Below are 16,670 nucleotides of genomic sequence, written 5' to 3' on the forward strand. Positions count from 1 at the left end.
TAAATGAAGAAGAAAAAATATGACTTTAGATCAACAAGCGGTTCCACCGTCAACGTCCTTGGAAAATTCAACCTGCATGAATCAGCTGGAGCAGGATCGTGCTGTATTTATCGGTGAAAAATATAAAACTTATTATCAACAACAATTTGAAAAAATGACCACAGAGAGGCCGTATGCAGGCTTTAATATTGCAGCCTTTTTCTTAGGGGTTGTCTGGTTATTTTATCGAAAAATGTATAGCTATGTTTTGATGGCAATCGCTTTGATGATTGTGATTGGAATGGTTGAAACACTTTTGGAGATTGAAGGTTTTGGTTCAAGCATTGGTTTAAGTGTTGCATTTGGTGTATTTGGTAATACTTTGTATAAGCATCATGTCGATAAGCAGATTGCTAAGATAAGACAGCTGGGTAATGGTGACCTCACTGCTGAGTTAGAAAACCACGGTGGAACCAATTTCATTGCTGGTTTAATTTCACTGCTGATTCTACTGGGGCTGATTGGACTGGCAATGATGACCTCTTAAGACTACATAAAGTTAAAAAAACCATCCTTGAGATGGTTTTTTATTGCAACGATTATTTCATCATTTCAATCAGTTCGAGTACCGCTTTCGATTGTGTACGCCCTGGGTGCCAGACCATACCCAATTGACGGTTCATCTCAAAACTAATATCGAGTTGTTGTAAGTCTTGATTGAGCAAGGTCTGCGGTAATACGGACCAACCTAAACCAATTGAAACCAGCATCCGAATCGATTCCAGTGGATTATTACTCATGGTGATTTTTGGCTTTAAACCCTGCTTTTCAAATTCTGCCAGCGTAATTTGACTGGTATAGGTTTGTGCTGCAGGTAATAAGCTCGGGTAAGCGATTAAATCTTCTAGCTTCAGATTTTTCTTCTGCGCCAAGGGATGAAAAGGCGCAGCCACAAATACCAAGGGATCGTTCCAGAGGGTCACATACTTTAGACGTGCATCACCTTGGGGAGGAAGGGTTAGAAAAGCCAATTCCAAATCACCCGCCAAGACTTGTTCATGTGCTTGTTCAGAATCAACAAAATGCACATCTAGGGTGACTTGCGGGAAATGTTGTACATAATTGCGTAAATGATGCGGAAGATGATGCAAGCCGATATGATGACTGGTGCCAATCTTGAGTTTACCTTGCACCTGACCTTGTTCATGGCTCAGGGTGTGGTGAATATCTCCCAGTTCGTTTAACCAGTTTTTGACTTTTGGTAACAGTGAGTGCGCAGCATGGGTGGCTTGTACGCCACGTCCTGCTGACTCAAATAATTTCACCCCAAAATAGTCTTCAAGGCTATGAATCCTCTTGGTGACAGCAGGTTGGGTAATAAACAGTTGATCTGCCGCCAAAGAAATAGAACCTGTTTCCATGACTTTTACAAATGCTTCAAAGGCGGCTAAATTCATAGGAGTAATCCATAAAGTTTTTTTATGTGTAATGTATTATTTATAAACTTTTAGCTTTACGCAATAAAAAAAGCACCCGAGGATAGGGTGCAAAGAGGTCAGCAGACTCAAGGCGGAGTTATTTAAGCTGTGGTTTCTTGAGTTGTAGGTTCTGAGGTAGATTTCTTGTCCCATACTTTTTCATGGAAGAAGAATGCAATCGCTTGTACTGTCGGTTCGAGTAAACTTAAGGTAATCGCCATGACCAAGCTGCCTGTGACAAAATAGCCAACCAGCATCGCCACACTGATATGCATGATGTAATAGCTAAAAGTTTTCTTTAAGGTGCGTTGATTGTGTTGTACAAAATGATAAATGTGAGCCATGAGAAATTACCTTGAGTTGCTGTGTATGAGTAAATGATAATGATTTTATTTTCATCTGTAAAAACGAATATATTTTTAAAAATGATCGAATAATGCGATTTATATTTAGAATTTAAATATTCCAAAAAGTTTTTAAATTTATAAAAATGATAAATTAGATTTATGTTATTTCAACGCTATAATCATTTTAATGAAAGAAATTACCCAGTTCTATGGAGCGCGTCGACATGGCAGGCAAAACCTTATATGACAAATTGTGGGATGACCACTTAGTAAAACAACGTGATGATGGTTCGTGCTTACTTTATATCGACCGTCATTTATTACATGAAGTGACTTCACCGCAAGCCTTTGAAGGTTTACAACTTGCAGGACGTCAACCTTGGCGTTTAAGTGCCAATGTGGCAACGCCTGACCATAATGTACCGACCTCGAAGAAAGAGCGTGAGCAAGGTATTGCAGGGATTGAAGACGATACTTCACGTATTCAGGTACAAACCTTGGATGACAACTGTGATGCCTTCAATATTGTTGAATTTAAAATCAATGATATTCGTCAAGGGATTGCGCATGTGGTTGGGCCAGAACAAGGTTTAACCTTGCCAGGTATGACGGTGGTATGTGGTGATTCACATACGGCAACGCATGGTGCTTTTGGCTGTTTAGCGCATGGTATTGGAACTTCTGAAGTTGAACATGTATTGGCAACCCAATGCTTGGTTCAAAAGAAAATGAAGAACATGTTGGTTCGCGTGGATGGCACTTTGGGTCAGGGAGTAACACCAAAAGACGTGGTTTTAGCCATTATTGGTAAAATTGGGACTGCGGGTGGTACAGGTCATGCGATTGAATTTGGTGGTCAAGTATTCCGCGATATGTCGATTGAAGGACGTATGACGGTATGTAACATGGCGATTGAAGCCGGTGCGCGTGTTGGTATGGTTGCAGTCGATGATAAAACCATTGCTTATGTGAAAGATCGTCCTTATGCACCGAAAGCTGATCAATGGGATGCAGCGGTTGAGTATTGGAATACCTTACACTCAGATGCCGATGCTGAATTCGATACCGTTGTGGTATTGCAAGGTGAAGAGATTGAGCCGCAAGTGTCTTGGGGAACTTCGCCTGAGATGGTGATTCCAGTGTCTCAAGCAGTACCAACTTTGGCTGAAGCGAAAGATGACGTACAACGCAATGACTGGACACGTGCCTATAACTACATGGGCTTGGAAGCGGGTCAGGCATTGGCAGATATTCAATTGGATCGCGTGTTTATTGGTTCATGTACCAATTCGCGTATTGAAGACATTCGTGCAGCAGCAGAAGTAGTGAAAGGTCGTAAAGTGGCTGCAAGCATTAAACAAGCCATGGTGGTTCCAGGTTCGGGTTTAGTGAAGAAACAAGCTGAAGAAGAAGGTTTGGATCAAGTGTTCCTTGAAGCTGGTTTTGAATGGCGTGAACCAGGTTGCTCAATGTGCTTGGCGATGAATGCCGATAAATTACAACCAGGTGAACATTGTGCTTCGACTTCAAACCGTAACTTTGAAGGCCGTCAGGGCAATGGCGGTCGCACGCACTTGGTTAGTCCAGCAATGGCAGCAGCGGCAGCAATTGCAGGTCATTTTGTCGATGTTCGTACATTTTAATTGGGTTGAAGGGAGCAAATAATGAAAGCTTATACCGTTGAACAAGGTATTGTTGCACCATTAGACCGTGCCAATGTCGATACAGATTTAATTATTCCAAAGCAGTTCTTGAAATCGATCAAACGTACTGGTTTTGGCGAGAATTTATTTGATGAATTGCGTTATTTAGATGAAGGTTATCCAGGACAGGACAATTCTAAACGTCCGAAAAATCCTGACTTCGTGCTCAATCAACCGCGTTACCAAGGGGCTTCGGTTCTCATTTCCCGCGCCAATTTTGGTTGTGGTTCAAGCCGTGAACATGCGCCTTGGGCATTGGAAGAATATGGTTTTCGTACCGTGATTGCACCAAGCTATGCCGACATTTTCTTTAATAACAGCTTTAAAAACGGGATGTTACCTGTGATTTTGGCTGAAGAGATTGTCGATCAACTTTTCAAAGAATGTGCTGCGACTGAAGGCTATCAATTGACGATTGATCTTGCTGCACAGGAAGTTCGCACACCTTCAGGTGAAGCGTTCAAGTTTGAAATTGATCCGTTTCGCAAGCATTGCTTGTTAAATGGTCTGGATGACATTGGTTTAACTTTACAGGCACAAGACGATATTCGTGCCTATGAAGAAAAAACCAAACAGTCTCGTCCTTGGGTTTTCCAAGAAATTCAAGGCTAAAGGTTGCATATTTACTCATGACAACACCGCCCAACTCTTGCTAACATCGGGGCATCATCAACATGATCAATGCTTTATTACGCAAGGTTGGGCTAGCAAAATGACGAAGGTTCTCGGTCAATGTGTCATTGCGGGATTATTGTTTAGTACCCTCAGCGCATGCCAGTGGGTGGATAGTGCACGCATCAAGCAGGTGGAATACTCCGAGAACACGCCAACAAATGCTTTAATTTATTGTGCTGGTACGCATAATTGTGAGTTTGAGCGTCTAGGTGATGTCTTCATTGTGGATGCTAAAACGCATCGAGTAAATGCGGATGCGATTGATAAAGGTTTGGTGCGTCTACAGGCAAAAACGCTGAATCAGCCGAATGCATTGTATTTATCTGCACCTGCAAAGCAGCAGGAACTGGTGATTCGATTTTATCCGATTTCACCAGACCGAGCAGAAACCTTGCACGTGATTCATGCCTTCAAAGCCAAGCAGACCTATACTTTTAAAATGTATCGGGATCGTACTCGGCAGCATGTCAATTTGCTGAATGCGTCTGTGCCTGACCCGCTTTGTGTCGATTTGCAGCAACAACAAAAAACAATTCGTCGCTTTTGCAGACCATATGACCCGCAAACGGGGTTAGGTGAGTTTGTAGAGCAAAAAAATTAATCTCTAAACAGTCAATGTACTGATGTAATAATGGAAGTTCTCATGTCTAAACAAATTTTGATTTTGGCGGGTGATGGTATTGGTCCTGAAATTGTCAAGGCGGCTGAACATGTACTCGACCGAGTCAATGAAAAATTTAATTTAGGTCTGACATGGGAACATGGTTTGTTGGGGGGTGCAGCGATTGATGCCCATGGTGAACCGTACCCAGCAGTGACTGCAGAACAGGCGAAAAAAGCAGATGCTATTTTATTAGGCGCTGTTGGTGGTCCAAGGTGGGACACGATTGAGCGTTCGATTCGCCCTGAACGTGGCTTGTTAAAGATTCGCAGTGAATTGAATTTATTCGCGAACTTACGCCCAGCAATTCTTTATCCACAACTCGCAGATGCTTCAAGCTTAAAACCTGAAATCGTGGCAGGTTTAGATATCTTGATCGTGCGTGAATTAACGGGCGGTATCTATTTTGGTCAGCCACGTGGTATTCGTGAACTTGAAAATGGTGAGAAACAAGGCTTTAACACCGATGTTTATGCTGAATCAGAGATTAAGCGTATTGCTAAAGTTGCTTTTGAATTGGCAGGTTTACGTGGTGGTAAAGTGTGTTCAGTCGATAAAGCTAACGTACTTGAAGTGACTGAGCTTTGGAAGCAAACCGTTACCGCATTAAAAGAAGAGCAATACCCAGAAATTAATTTGTCGCACATGTATGTCGACAATGCTGCGATGCAGTTGGTTCGTGCACCTAAGCAGTTTGATGTGATTGTAACGGGTAACTTGTTCGGTGATATCCTTTCTGACGAAGCGGCAATGTTGACTGGTTCGATAGGTATGTTGCCATCTGCGTCATTAGATGAAAATGGTAAAGGCATGTATGAGCCATGTCATGGTTCGGCACCAGACATTGCAGGTCAGAACGTTGCGAATCCATTGGCAACGATTTTGTCAGTTGCCATGATGTTGCGTTACACTTTCCGTGAAGACGCAGCTGCACAGGCAATTGAAGATGCTGTGGGTCAAGTCTTGGATCAAGGTTTACGTACTGCGGATATTATGTCTGAAGGCATGAATAAAGTCGGTACTGTAGAAATGGGTCAAGCAGTGGTTGCGGCACTTGCATAATTCATCCATCGTGTTAAAAAACGCAGCCATGAGCTGCGTTTTTTAACGGACTTAATAGCGCAGTTAACACGTACGTTGACTATATTGTACGGATGTTGCTATGTCATTTTTGAGCTGGAACAGGATCCTGCAAGATAGATCTGTAGAATACTGCTGCGCGCTGTTACTTGGTATGTAAATCGGGGCTTCACCAGCACTGTTGGGTGCTTGTGGAATAGGAATCGGAATATTCACTGTTCGAGGAATACTGTAGATCAAGACCTCTTGATTGTGTTTCACCAGCTGGGCAGGAGCATAACCGAGGGTACTGAGGTCAAAGTTTTGCATAATACGCTGACTCGACTGACCAATATAGCCTTGTAGGTACTGCTGGAGTTGTACGCTTGAGGAAGGCGATGTCGCACAGGCAGATAAATACAGAAAGATGCTTCCGAGAAAGAGAGAAACTAACTTCATAGGAGTGTCCTATGTATGGCCGTTTTCTTATTATAAGCATCCGTCGCTGAGAGTGTTGCACATCGCGATAGGCGGTGAATTAGAAGAATTTAGGCAACAAAAAAGCCACATCAGGTGTGGCTTCATTTGCATTCACTAATTAGCGTGCACGGTACGTGATACGACCTTTAGTGAGGTCATAAGGGGTCATTTCTACCTTCACACTGTCGCCAGTCAAAATACGGATATAGTGTTTACGCATTTTACCAGAAATGTGGGCAATTACTTCGTGACCGTTTTCTAAACGTACACGGAACATCGTATTAGGAAGCGTTTCGGTGACAACGCCTTCGAACTCAATGAGTTCCTCTTTATTGGCCATAGCCTACCTGATGATCAAATTGGAAAGGGGCAAATTATAGTCAATTTTTTAGAAAAAATCAAGAATCAAACCTCTTCAAACGTGCTGGCTGGCAGTAAATTAAGCGAACTGATGGATTCAAAAATTTCCAGAAAAAATTGACTATAGATGTTGTCAGTTTGGTCAATCACAGTTAATCTAAATTTATTGTTTTAGGTATAAATGAATCACATACAAGGAAGGTCATTGCGTGGGTCAGCTAACGGATGCATCGGTTGTACTACGATTGGGCTATCAGGCGATTCGTCGTTCAGGATTACCAACCGAAGAAATTTTAACAAAAGCGGGGGTGGCCTTAAATCAAGTTCAGGCCAATGATCGTACCCCATTGAATGCACAATTTGCATTTTGGACAGCAGCCGAAGACGTCAGTAAGGACCCTGATATCGGTTTGCATTTAGGGGAGCATTTACCCTTATATCGTGGACAGGTGATTGAACATCTGTTTGTGAGTAGTGAAAATTTTGGCGAAGGTTTAAAGCGTGCTTTGGCATACCAACGTCTGATTAGCGATGCTTTTCATGCAAGTTTGGTGATTGAACATGACCGTTGTTATCTGACCAACGGTGAGCAGCCTTGGGCGGAAAATTTAATTAATCGACATTTTTCTGAATGTGCAATGTCAGGCATCTTACGCTTTTTTAAGTTTATTACTGAAGGGCGTTTTCAGCCTTTATATATCGACTTTAACTTTTCTCAAGGTGCATCAGATGACGAATATTTTCGCGTATTTGAGTGCCCAGTCAGCTTAGGTCAAAAGGAAACGCGTCTTTATTTCGATCCTGCAATTTTGGCTTATCCTTTATGGCAAGCTGAACCAGAACTGTTACAGTTGCACGAGCAACTGGCGATTGAAAAATTGCAGGAACTGGCTCGCTATGATTTGGTGGGTGAAGTGCGTCGTGCAATTGGTTCAACCCTGGAAAGTGGTGAAACGACTTTAGAAACTGTGGCTGCGCATTTAAATATTACCCCGCGCCGTCTACGCACCCAACTCAGTGAAGCCAATACCAGCTTTCAGCAGATTCTTTCAGATTATCGCTGCCGCTTAGCCAAGAAACTGTTGGCGAATACCACTGAAAGTGTAGAGCGAATTGTGTATCTGACAGGATTTTCCGAGCCGAGCACATTTTATCGTGCATTTAAGCGCTGGACCAATGAAACGCCTGTTGAATACCGTAAGCGTAAACAACGTTAATTTACTTCAAAATAAAAAACCTCCCTATGGAGGTTTTTTATTTTGGGATGAATAGAACAAAGGACTCAGTCAGGCATATTTAACCAGTGTGGTCCTAAAGGTACTTTAGGTAAATCGAATTGTGCTGGATAGTCGGCATGAATAAAATATAGACCATCAGGTGGGGCAGTCACGCCCGCTGCTTTACGATCTTGTGCGGCAAAAATCTGGTCAATATGGTCAATCTCATACATCCCTTGTCCGATTTCCAGTAAACAGCCCATAATATTACGCACCATATGGTGTAAAAAACCATCGGCTTGAATGTCCAGCACCAAATAAGCCCCATGTCGAATTAAGCGGCAATGACTGACGTGGCGCACAGGCTGATTGGACTGGCAAGCAGCGGCACGAAAACTCTCGAAATTATGCGTACCTTCGAATTTTTTTGCTGCAGCAATCATCTTTTCTACATCTAAAGCATAGTGAGCATGGGTCACTTGTTTATGCAGTAAAGCAGGGCGTTGTGGATGATTGTAGACCACATAGCGATAGCGACGGGCTTGTGCCTTGAAACGGGCATGAAACTCATGATCCATCTCTTTAATCCACTGGATAGCAATATCTTTAGGCAGTTGGCTATTGGCACCCATCAACCAGCCACGCAGTGGTCTGATGGCATGCGTATCGAAATGTGCCACCATATTGGTCGCATGGACACCTGCATCGGTACGACCTGCACCATGCAGCATAATCGGTTCGGCTGCAATTTTACTCAGGATGGTTTCAAGCGTTTCTTGTACACTAATTACACCTGCTTGTTGGGTTTGCCAACCACGATAAGCTGCGCCTGAAAATTCGATGCCAATGGCAAAGCGTTGCATAGATCTATTTACCTTTGATTAAACCGAGTCATGCCAGTGGGTGAAGCATTGATCAATGGAATCATGCTTGAGATACATCAACAGCGCTTTGGCATACAAATCGGCATGGCTGATACAATCACTGACCAGCACGCCGGCTTCCTGAATCCAGCTGCTAATCGCATAGCGCTGGTCGGTTTTACCAAAGCTGACCTGAGTCGTGAGCAGCACCATACAGCCTTGTTGGCGGAGTTGTTGAAAGAGTGCTATACACGCGGCATTTACCGCCAGATTACCCGTACCAAAGCCTTGTAAAATCAGAAATTGGGGTGGACGCTGTGCGATGGTTTGTAGATTCTGTAATTGAGGATCCAAAGCAATCGGCTGCATCATTAAATTCAGACAATTGAACTGATCTGCTTTAACCAAATCTTCATCTTTGACCAAATATGCCGAACTCGGTTGAGGCAGCTCGTGTTGGCTATTCAAACCCGCAAAGGCATCCAGTTCCGTGGTGTGGTGTTTTAACACACTGCGTCCATGTAACAGTTGTTGATGGAAGGCGAGATATACTCCGACTGGTTGAGTATGAACCGCATGCAGTGCAAAACTCAGGTTGTCGATGGCATCGGTGAATTCGCGTGTGTCCTGCCCCTGAATATTGAGTAATGGATATTGACTGCCCGTGAGCACGACATGTGCAGATTGTCCTAAAAATCTGGAGAGAATTGCACTGGCATAGCTGAGGGTGTCTGTGCCATGAATAATGACAAAATGCTGGAATTGTTGTAATTGCAGTTGTTGTATAAATTGGACCAATTGCAACCAGTCCGCAGGTGTGCAAGCACTACTGTCTTTAATGACAGGTGCAACCATGCATTCAATGGCAAGATCCAGTGGTAAAACTTTCTCAAGTTGAGGCAGAAACTCTATTGCAGGCATCGGGCTAAGCGGCTCACCGACACAGCCAAAGGTCCCACCCATATAAATCAAAGCAATTTTTTTCATCATAAAAAAAGCAGTCAAGTATGACTGCTTTATAGTAGAGGGAAATGCTTTAAGATGCTATTTGATTCAGTAACTGTTCTGCACGATGTTGTTGCTCTGTCGAAAATTTATTCGAATTTGCAGCTAAAAGCTGGCGGGCAGCTTCATAAGAACCGAACTGGATATATTGCTCGGCTAAATCTAGATCGAGTGAGGTTTCACTGATTTGTCCAAGTTCAGGGAAAGATTGGACTAATGGATCTTCTAAATTAACCTCTTCCTGAGCCACAGCTGCAAAGGATGTAGCAGGCTCAGTAATCTCTTGTGGAATGCTTTGAGTTGCTGCACGGTCAGACGGGTCTAAATCAAAAGAAAGTGCTGGAAGAACAGCAGGAGCTTCTTCTTCAATCTGTGTGGTTGTTTCTGTAGGAGTAGGAGATTGCTCAAGGTCAAAAGAAAATTTGAACTCTGGTTTATCCTCTACCGTATCTTCAGCAGGCACCGCTACAGGTTCAGAAGCGCTTTCAACCGTTGGAGCAGGGTCCAGATTGAAAGAAAATTCTAGATCCTTTAACTCTTTTTCGAGAGGTTTATCTTCAGTCTGAGGCACCTCAGCAGGCGCATCCGTAGATTTTAATGGAGTATCTTCAAGACTAAACTGCAGCGGTTGAGCTGAATGTTCAGTGGTTGCTGGTGATGGCTCGTTCGATTCTGGAGTCAAACTAAACGATTTAAATTCTAGAGGCTGATCTGCAGCTGCAGTCGTATCAGAAGCTGTTTGTTCGTTAGCGTTTTTTGATGTCGTATCTTGAATCAGGGCATCAAAGTCGAAACTATGTGTGGTTTGAGTTTGTGTTGTCGATTGATTCGAAGATGTTGACGTTTCAGATTGAAGAGCAGTCGTTTCTAAGGCAGAAGTATGTTCTGCTTCATAGGCCGCTTTTTTCTGTTCAGCTTGAGCCAGTGTTTCTTCTAATTCAAGTGAGCGTAAATGGTTGAATAATTGGCTAGTTGCAAATTCATCCTTTTGTTGAAGATGAATATCCAATAAAAATAAATACAGCTCGTGTTGCGTATTATCTTTATTTAATGCCTGGTTAATTTGCGCTTCTGCAGCAAAGTAGTTTCGATCGCGAATGAGGTCTTGAATTTGCTTTTTTAATTCAGTACTCAGCTGTGTGACTTGCTTTTGATCTGAGATAGGGGCTTCTGCAACAAGTGGCTCATTTTTATGGGTAGCCTTCTGTTTACTTGAGGTTGCTTTGCTCTTAGTACGAGCCGCCGCTGTTTTTTTTGGTGCCTTATCGGCTTCTTTACTTGCTTCACGTTTTTTTAGCACAATGGCGATGACTAACAACAGTACAAACGGAATCACATAAATCAGCATGTTTTACCCCTTATGAATCAAATGCAAGCTTAAGACACTGATTCTAATATCAAAAAATTATATAACACGTTAGCTGTTTGGCTTTTTCTGTGCTTGTTGTGCTTTCAACTGTTGTTGCAATTGTGCAAGACGAGCATTTAATAATTGAATTCTCTGGTCCTTTTGACGTAGTGCCAATTCCAGCTGGGTTACGTTTCTCTGTAATTTAACGGTTTTTTCCCGAGATGTCATAACTTTTGATGACAATTCATTTGATATTTGTTCATTTTCAGTCTTCTGTTTTGCCGTCCCATTCGTCGCTTCAGAACTCTTTTCAGCAATTAAACTCATTTCTGCTTGATTGAGACGATATTTGGCTTTGCCAGATTGTTTGACCGTGGTGTCTGCTGGTGTAACGATCTTCTGCTGTGGTTTATTGGTATTGGTTTGTAGGTTTAACGTCACCCCTCGACGTAGGCGATTGATATCGCCTTGGATAAATGCGTGCGAGTTTTGACTTTTAATTTGCTGCATTACTTCGCCAATCGGGCGATTTTGTTCTGAGGAAACCCGTTGTGCAATTGCCCAGAGGGATTCATTGTTTTGCACCACATGTTGATTATTTGCTGGATTTTTCCGTTCAGAAACAGGTGCAGTTGGAGTCGGTTTTGTCGCTTGTGGTTTTGCTTCAGCTGTGGCTTTAGTATTTTCTGGTGTTGGCGCTGAAGTTACAGCCGTCTTTGCTGCTGAATTTTTCTGATATTGCTGTACTAAAGGATCGGCAGACTGCTGAGATGATGGACTCAGTGTGTTCGTGGTCTGTTTGGCAATCGTTGTGTCTGGGGTTTCAGATTTGGTTGCAGTCTGCTCAGCTGCTTGAGCGTCTATTTTGGGTGCACTGCTTGTATTTAAGCTGGATACGACGACAGGTGCATCACCTGATTCAGACAGACTTGTCAATTTGGGTGGTTGAATGGGTTTAGTTTTGAGTGCGTCTACATCATTGTTGGATGTGGCTTGTTGTGTTGTGATCGGTGCCTGAAATTGGGTGCTGGTTGGTAAATTCAGTGCAATATCCTTTTCACTGACAATCATGATTGGGTTGAGCACTTTCTCATTAGTTTTGGCATTAAACATGGGTTTTGGTGCCGCTGTACGTTGAATTGGCGTACGAATATGACGTAAATGTACTGCGCTACCTTCTTGAATACGGACCACGATATTCAGTTCAGACTCAGTCAATGGGCGTGAGGAAGTAATGGTAATTACACCTTCGCCAGCACTGTTTTGTCGAGAAAAGAAATTAAGATGACCTGGTGGCTGATGCATGACCCCTAGGGTATTGATCTCTTCAGGAGTTGCCAAACTGACTTGGACAGGCTCATCTGTTTTCGCATGATGAAACGGAATTTCTGCATAAAGCAGTTCCCCAGGCGCAGACTGAATCTGTAGAGGATCAATACTAATCGCGTGAAGATTTTGCGATGCAATAATGGCGAGAATAGCAATTTTTAATTTGTTATATACAGTCATCTTAGTTTTGACTCTGGTCATATATCGCAACGAGAGAATTATACATTACCGAGATGTTGAGGAATTGTAAATGGATAACATTCTAGTTACATAAAAAGCCGATCATAATTGATCGGCTTTTGTTTGAAAATTTAAAAATACTTATGCATTTTTAAATTCAATTAGGATACGCAGCATACGACGGAGTGGCTCAGCAGCCCCCCAAAGTAATTGGTCACCGACAGTGAAGGCACCTAGATACTCTTTACCCATGTTCAACTTGCGTAAACGGCCCACTGGAACAGTCAAGGTACCAGTAACTGCAACAGGAGTAAGATCAGTCATGGACGCTTCACGTGTATTTGGTACAACTTTCGCCCACGGATTGGCATTGCGTAACATATCTTCGATTTCATCAAGCGGGACGTCTTTTTTCAGTTTTAACGTCAGCGCTTGAGAGTGGCAACGCATTGCACCGATACGGACACAGTGACCATCAATTGGAACGATTTGCTGGTTGCCCAAGATCTTGTTAGTTTCAACTTGACCTTTCCACTCTTCTTTCGATTGACCGCTTTCAAGCTGTTTGTCAATGTACGGAATAAGTGAACCCGCTAAAGGCACGCCAAAGTTTGCAGATGGGAAACCTTCACCACGTTGTAATTCAGCAATTTTAGAGTCGATGTCTAGAATTGGAGAACGTGGGTCATCTAACAAATCTTTGGTGTTGTTATACAAGTAGCCCATACCTGTGATCAGCTCACGCATGTTTTGCGCGCCTGCACCAGAAGCTGCTTGATACGTCATTGAGGTTGCCCATTCCACCAAATTGTTTTGGAATAGACCACCTAAACCCATCAACATCAATGAAACGGTACAGTTACCGCCTACAAATGTTTTAGTGCCATTCACTAAGCCATCTTTAATGACATTCATGTTAACTGGATCAAGTACGATAATTGCTTCATCTTCCATACGTAGGGTAGATGCCGCATCAATCCAGTAGCCACTCCAGCCTTCAGCTTTCAGCTTTGGAAAGACTTCAGAAGTATAATCACCACCTTGACAGGTAATAATGACATCCATTTGCTTCAGACTACTAATGTCTGTTGCATCCATAAGTGCTGGGGCAGTCTTACCACCAAATGCAGGCGCTTCACCACCTGCATTACTGGTAGAAAAATAGAATGGCTCAAAGTGAGCAAAGTCATTCTCTTCAACCATACGTTGCATAAGGACGGAACCAACCATCCCGCGCCAACCGACCAGACCTACTTTCATGTCATTTTGCCTCGGTGCGTTAAAAAAATAAAAGGGGTTTGAGTGTATCAAAAGCGACCACAACTGCAAGCACTACATAAGTAAAACATCACGATAATTGAACGAAATAACTTGTTTATGATACATACAAAATTGATAAAGTTAGTCCAGACTTAGTTTTACCAAACGGCATACGATTGAGAAAAACAATATGATTTGGGTGGAAGTTTTGGCAGTCACAGTGGTGATTCTAACTTTTTGGTCCTTGATCCCGCGTGATGAATGGTGGATTCGCGGTGCAGATTTCCCTCGATTGCAAATCCTCGCGCTGGGTCTGCTGGCATTTGTTTTATTGATTTTCTGGTCAGCAGCTTGGGATTTACAACGTGAATTGATCCTTATCGCTTTAATCGCAGCGCTGGCTTATCAATTGAAAATGGTTTTGCCCTATACCTTTCTGTGGAAAAAACAGGTAAAAACCGTTTCCGAGGCGCAACTACAGCACGAGCGGCAAATCTCCCTGCTGATTTCCAATGTGCTCACACCCAATACCCAACATCATTTATTGATTGAACAGATTGTCAAATTTCAGCCTGATTTGATTTTGACTTTGGAAACCGATCAGCGCTGGCAGCAGGCATTACAGGTACTTGAACAGGATTATCCCTATCGTGTCCCAATTCCTTTAGATAATTTGTATGGCATGCACTTATACAGCCGTTTGCAGTTAAAGGATACTGAAGTCAAATTCATCTTGAGTGATGAAATTCCCTCGATACATACCACGGTAATGCTGCCATCGGGACAGCCTGTGCAGTTGTACTGTTTGCATCCCAAACCACCAAGCCCGACAGAAGCCAAAGATTCCACCCTGCGTGATGCAGAACTGCTCATTGTTGGGGATCAAATTAAAGAGCTGGATCAAAGCTGTATTGTGATGGGGGATTTGAATGATGTGGCTTGGTCAAGAACCACACGTTTATTTCAGCGTATTAGTGGCCTACTGGACCCTCGAGTTGGACGACACTATGTGAATACCTTTCATGCCGATTATCCTTTTTTACGCTGGTCTTTAGATCACGTATTTCATAGTACCGATTTTGCGCTGATTCAGATGCAGCGGTTGCCACATATTGGCTCGGATCATTTTCCGATTTATGTGGAATTACAATCAGGGCGTGTCTTTGAACAGCAGCAAGAAGAGCTTGAACAAACCGATGCAGATGAACAAGAAGCGCAGCAAGCCATTCAGGAGGGGATTGAAAAGGCAGAACAAGAAGTGAAAAGAGTGACTGATGAAATAGCGCAGGATTATAAAAAGGAGAATTAGTTTGCATACTGATGAAAAAATTGTGTACGAAATTGCTTACAAAGGTTTCGGTCTCTGACGAATGGTCGAAACTGAAGAATTCTTTTATTCTTACTTCATCAGCACAAGGAGCAGGGAACGGAATATCCCACTAAGGAAGACGAAGCTGAAGGAAAATCATCACGGAAATGATGGCTGGTTAGGATGACCAAACACCAAAACAAGAATTATGATTGAAAGCACAACCTCATATGCCCGAGTTTTGCAGGAAGCAGAACTCGGGTTATGTGTTTTAGGCTATCTGAAAAATATTTAAAAATTATGACGATTTCAAAATGTTTTGATACAGCGCTAAAGTCTGATCACACATATCTTGCAAGCTAAACCGGGTCACTGGTGCAACCTGTTTTGGATGTTCAATATGCTGTTGTACCACGCGAATCATTTCGGCTTGATCATCGACAGGAACCAGACCTTGCGGATAAACTGTTGATAAAATTTCAGCCACGCCACCTCGATTCCAACCGACAACAGGCGTACCTACAGACAAAGCCTCTAGTGCGGTACGTCCAAAAGTTTCTGCCTGATTGGAGAGTGATAAAACCACATCACTATAGGCCAACCATTCACGAATATCCGAACGATGTCCGACAAAGGTAATTTGGTGTTCCAGACCTTTGCTCTGAATACTGCGTTGCAGTTCATCTAAATAGGCGGCTTTTTTCGGGTCAGCACCACCTACAACGATGGCATGTAAGTAAGGGAATTGTTCATTTAACTGTTGAATCAATTCAATTAAGGTTTCATGCCCTTTCAGTCGTGTGATTCGACCGGGTAAACATAACAAAAATTTATGTTCGAGTTGCGGATAGTCTTTTAACGTATGTTGAATCCATTGTACCGAAGGCTGATAACCATGCGGAAAAGCTTTAGGATCGATACCGCGGTAGATGCGGATAATATCCTGTGGAGGACAATTTTTATAATGCTCGGTGATGTATTGCACCACACTGTCCGATACCGCAATGACTTTCTCCGCTTGGGTCATAATCGCGCTATAGCGATTGATAGAATAAAAACCATGTACGGTACTAATCAGATGCGGGCGTTGTGCGGCTGGAATGCCCTTTAAGGCAAAATGGGTTAACCAAGCAGGTACTCGTGAACGCACATGCACAATATCAGGACGATGTTGCTGAATGAGTTGACGTAATGGACGAATTTGCCATAGGCTCGACAGTGATTTTTTATGAATCGCTAAGCTTAAATGGGTGGAACCTTCGGCTTCAAGTTGAGCCACCATACGTCCGCCATTGGAAACGACGAGTGACTCATGTCCTTGGCTGACCAATGCTTTGGCAATTTCTAATGTACCGCGTTCAACACCTCCGCTATTCAGTTCAGGAAGAAGCTGCATCACTTTCATTGAATTTAT

The 16,670-nt window shown here is 42.9% G+C and carries 17 protein-coding genes; 7 read left to right on the forward strand and 10 right to left on the reverse strand.

Annotated elements, in window-relative coordinates; translation table 11 throughout:
* Positions 1 to 19 precede the first annotated feature (19 nt).
* Entirely contained in the window at positions 20 to 526 is a 507-nt protein-coding gene (locus tag MKI85_RS05380) for a DUF2628 domain-containing protein (RefSeq protein WP_241625730.1), read from the forward strand.
* A 52-nt stretch (positions 527 to 578) separates the two neighbouring features.
* Here MKI85_RS05380 and MKI85_RS05385 read toward each other — a convergent pair whose 3' ends face one another.
* Positions 579 to 1,436, reverse strand: a complete 858-nt coding sequence (locus MKI85_RS05385) for a LysR family transcriptional regulator (RefSeq protein WP_241625732.1) — start codon at positions 1,434 to 1,436, stop codon at positions 579 to 581.
* A 122-nt stretch (positions 1,437 to 1,558) separates the two neighbouring features.
* Positions 1,559 to 1,801, reverse strand: a complete 243-nt coding sequence (locus MKI85_RS05390; RefSeq protein WP_241625734.1) for a DUF2061 domain-containing protein — start codon at positions 1,799 to 1,801, stop codon at positions 1,559 to 1,561.
* Between the two features lie 227 nt (positions 1,802 to 2,028).
* Here MKI85_RS05390 and leuC point away from each other — a divergent pair, with 227 nt between their 5' ends.
* From leuC to leuB, 4 genes are all read left to right on the forward strand, one after another.
* Positions 2,029 to 3,447 (forward strand): 3-isopropylmalate dehydratase large subunit, encoded by a 1,419-nt coding sequence (gene leuC, locus MKI85_RS05395; RefSeq protein ID WP_241625736.1) that lies wholly within the window; start codon positions 2,029 to 2,031, stop codon positions 3,445 to 3,447.
* A gap of 21 nt (positions 3,448 to 3,468) precedes the next feature.
* A complete protein-coding gene (gene leuD / locus MKI85_RS05400) occupies positions 3,469 to 4,119 on the forward strand; it encodes a 3-isopropylmalate dehydratase small subunit (protein WP_241625737.1) in 651 nt (216 codons plus the stop codon).
* A 100-nt stretch (positions 4,120 to 4,219) separates the two neighbouring features.
* Positions 4,220 to 4,783: a hypothetical protein gene (locus MKI85_RS05405; RefSeq protein ID WP_241625738.1), complete on the forward strand. Its 564-nt coding sequence runs from the start codon at positions 4,220 to 4,222 to the stop codon at positions 4,781 to 4,783.
* 42 nt (positions 4,784 to 4,825) lie between these two features.
* Complete coding sequence (leuB, locus tag MKI85_RS05410) at positions 4,826 to 5,905, forward strand: 3-isopropylmalate dehydrogenase (RefSeq protein ID WP_241625740.1); 1,080 nt, start codon at positions 4,826 to 4,828, stop codon at positions 5,903 to 5,905.
* 63 nt (positions 5,906 to 5,968) lie between these two features.
* On the opposite strand, the gene MKI85_RS05415 is transcribed toward leuB, so the two are convergent.
* Both MKI85_RS05415 and infA read right to left on the reverse strand, forming a co-directional pair.
* The gene (locus MKI85_RS05415) at positions 5,969 to 6,361 is read right to left on the reverse strand and encodes a hypothetical protein (RefSeq protein WP_241625742.1); all 393 of its coding nucleotides are present in this window, start codon (positions 6,359 to 6,361) and stop codon (positions 5,969 to 5,971) included.
* A 139-nt stretch (positions 6,362 to 6,500) separates the two neighbouring features.
* On the reverse strand, positions 6,501 to 6,722 hold the full coding sequence (gene infA, locus MKI85_RS05420) for a translation initiation factor IF-1 (RefSeq protein WP_001284370.1): 222 nt from the start codon (positions 6,720 to 6,722) through the stop codon (positions 6,501 to 6,503).
* Between the two features lie 229 nt (positions 6,723 to 6,951).
* Between infA and MKI85_RS05425 the strand changes: the two genes are divergently transcribed.
* Positions 6,952 to 7,959, forward strand: coding sequence for an AraC family transcriptional regulator (locus MKI85_RS05425; protein WP_241625744.1), 1,008 nt, complete (start codon positions 6,952 to 6,954; stop codon positions 7,957 to 7,959).
* Between the two features lie 65 nt (positions 7,960 to 8,024).
* Here MKI85_RS05425 and truA read toward each other — a convergent pair whose 3' ends face one another.
* From truA to asd, 5 genes are all read right to left on the reverse strand, one after another.
* Positions 8,025 to 8,822, reverse strand: coding sequence for a tRNA pseudouridine(38-40) synthase TruA (truA, locus tag MKI85_RS05430; RefSeq protein WP_241625746.1), 798 nt, complete (start codon positions 8,820 to 8,822; stop codon positions 8,025 to 8,027).
* Between the two features lie 18 nt (positions 8,823 to 8,840).
* Positions 8,841 to 9,812 (reverse strand): asparaginase domain-containing protein, encoded by a 972-nt coding sequence (locus tag MKI85_RS05435; protein WP_241625748.1) that lies wholly within the window; start codon positions 9,810 to 9,812, stop codon positions 8,841 to 8,843.
* Between the two features lie 46 nt (positions 9,813 to 9,858).
* Positions 9,859 to 11,175: a hypothetical protein gene (locus MKI85_RS05440; RefSeq protein ID WP_241625749.1), complete on the reverse strand. Its 1,317-nt coding sequence runs from the start codon at positions 11,173 to 11,175 to the stop codon at positions 9,859 to 9,861.
* A gap of 69 nt (positions 11,176 to 11,244) precedes the next feature.
* Positions 11,245 to 12,687, reverse strand: coding sequence for a FimV/HubP-related protein (locus MKI85_RS05445; protein WP_241625751.1), 1,443 nt, complete (start codon positions 12,685 to 12,687; stop codon positions 11,245 to 11,247).
* 141 nt (positions 12,688 to 12,828) lie between these two features.
* A complete protein-coding gene (gene asd, locus MKI85_RS05450) occupies positions 12,829 to 13,947 on the reverse strand; it encodes an aspartate-semialdehyde dehydrogenase (RefSeq protein WP_241625753.1) in 1,119 nt (372 codons plus the stop codon).
* 190 nt (positions 13,948 to 14,137) lie between these two features.
* On the opposite strand from asd, the gene MKI85_RS05455 reads away from it, so the two are divergent.
* On the forward strand, positions 14,138 to 15,256 hold the full coding sequence (locus tag MKI85_RS05455) for an endonuclease/exonuclease/phosphatase family protein (protein WP_241625755.1): 1,119 nt from the start codon (positions 14,138 to 14,140) through the stop codon (positions 15,254 to 15,256).
* Positions 15,257 to 15,554: 298 nt separating this feature from the next.
* Here the strand turns inward: MKI85_RS05455 and MKI85_RS05460 are convergent, their stop codons facing one another.
* Positions 15,555 to 16,661, reverse strand: a complete 1,107-nt coding sequence (locus MKI85_RS05460) for a glycosyltransferase family 4 protein (RefSeq protein ID WP_241625757.1) — start codon at positions 16,659 to 16,661, stop codon at positions 15,555 to 15,557.
* Between the last annotated feature and the right edge of the window lie 9 nt (positions 16,662 to 16,670).

It is taken from the genome of Acinetobacter zhairuonensis, from assembly GCF_022601715.1.
GTDB lineage: Bacteria > Pseudomonadota > Gammaproteobacteria > Pseudomonadales > Moraxellaceae > Acinetobacter.

Excerpts from the sequence above, each read along its gene's own strand:
- MKI85_RS05380 (WP_241625730.1), top strand. The coding sequence starts at position 20 with ATGACTTTAGATCAACAAGCGGTTCCACCGTCAACGTCCTTGGAAAAT.
- MKI85_RS05385 (WP_241625732.1), bottom strand. The coding sequence starts at position 1,436 with ATGAATTTAGCCGCCTTTGAAGCATTTGTAAAAGTCATGGAAACAGGT.
- MKI85_RS05390 (WP_241625734.1), bottom strand. The coding sequence starts at position 1,801 with ATGGCTCACATTTATCATTTTGTACAACACAATCAACGCACCTTAAAG.
- leuC (WP_241625736.1), top strand. The coding sequence starts at position 2,029 with ATGGCAGGCAAAACCTTATATGACAAATTGTGGGATGACCACTTAGTA.
- leuD (WP_241625737.1), top strand. The coding sequence starts at position 3,469 with ATGAAAGCTTATACCGTTGAACAAGGTATTGTTGCACCATTAGACCGT.
- MKI85_RS05405 (WP_241625738.1), top strand. The coding sequence starts at position 4,220 with ATGACGAAGGTTCTCGGTCAATGTGTCATTGCGGGATTATTGTTTAGT.
- leuB (WP_241625740.1), top strand. The coding sequence starts at position 4,826 with ATGTCTAAACAAATTTTGATTTTGGCGGGTGATGGTATTGGTCCTGAA.
- MKI85_RS05415 (WP_241625742.1), bottom strand. The coding sequence starts at position 6,361 with ATGAAGTTAGTTTCTCTCTTTCTCGGAAGCATCTTTCTGTATTTATCT.
- infA (WP_001284370.1), bottom strand. The coding sequence starts at position 6,722 with ATGGCCAATAAAGAGGAACTCATTGAGTTCGAAGGCGTTGTCACCGAA.
- truA (WP_241625746.1), bottom strand. The coding sequence starts at position 8,822 with ATGCAACGCTTTGCCATTGGCATCGAATTTTCAGGCGCAGCTTATCGT.
- MKI85_RS05435 (WP_241625748.1), bottom strand. The coding sequence starts at position 9,812 with ATGATGAAAAAAATTGCTTTGATTTATATGGGTGGGACCTTTGGCTGT.
- MKI85_RS05440 (WP_241625749.1), bottom strand. The coding sequence starts at position 11,175 with ATGCTGATTTATGTGATTCCGTTTGTACTGTTGTTAGTCATCGCCATT.
- MKI85_RS05445 (WP_241625751.1), bottom strand. The coding sequence starts at position 12,687 with ATGACTGTATATAACAAATTAAAAATTGCTATTCTCGCCATTATTGCA.
- asd (WP_241625753.1), bottom strand. The coding sequence starts at position 13,947 with ATGAAAGTAGGTCTGGTCGGTTGGCGCGGGATGGTTGGTTCCGTCCTT.
- MKI85_RS05455 (WP_241625755.1), top strand. The coding sequence starts at position 14,138 with ATGATTTGGGTGGAAGTTTTGGCAGTCACAGTGGTGATTCTAACTTTT.
- MKI85_RS05460 (WP_241625757.1), bottom strand. The coding sequence starts at position 16,661 with ATGAAAGTGATGCAGCTTCTTCCTGAACTGAATAGCGGAGGTGTTGAA.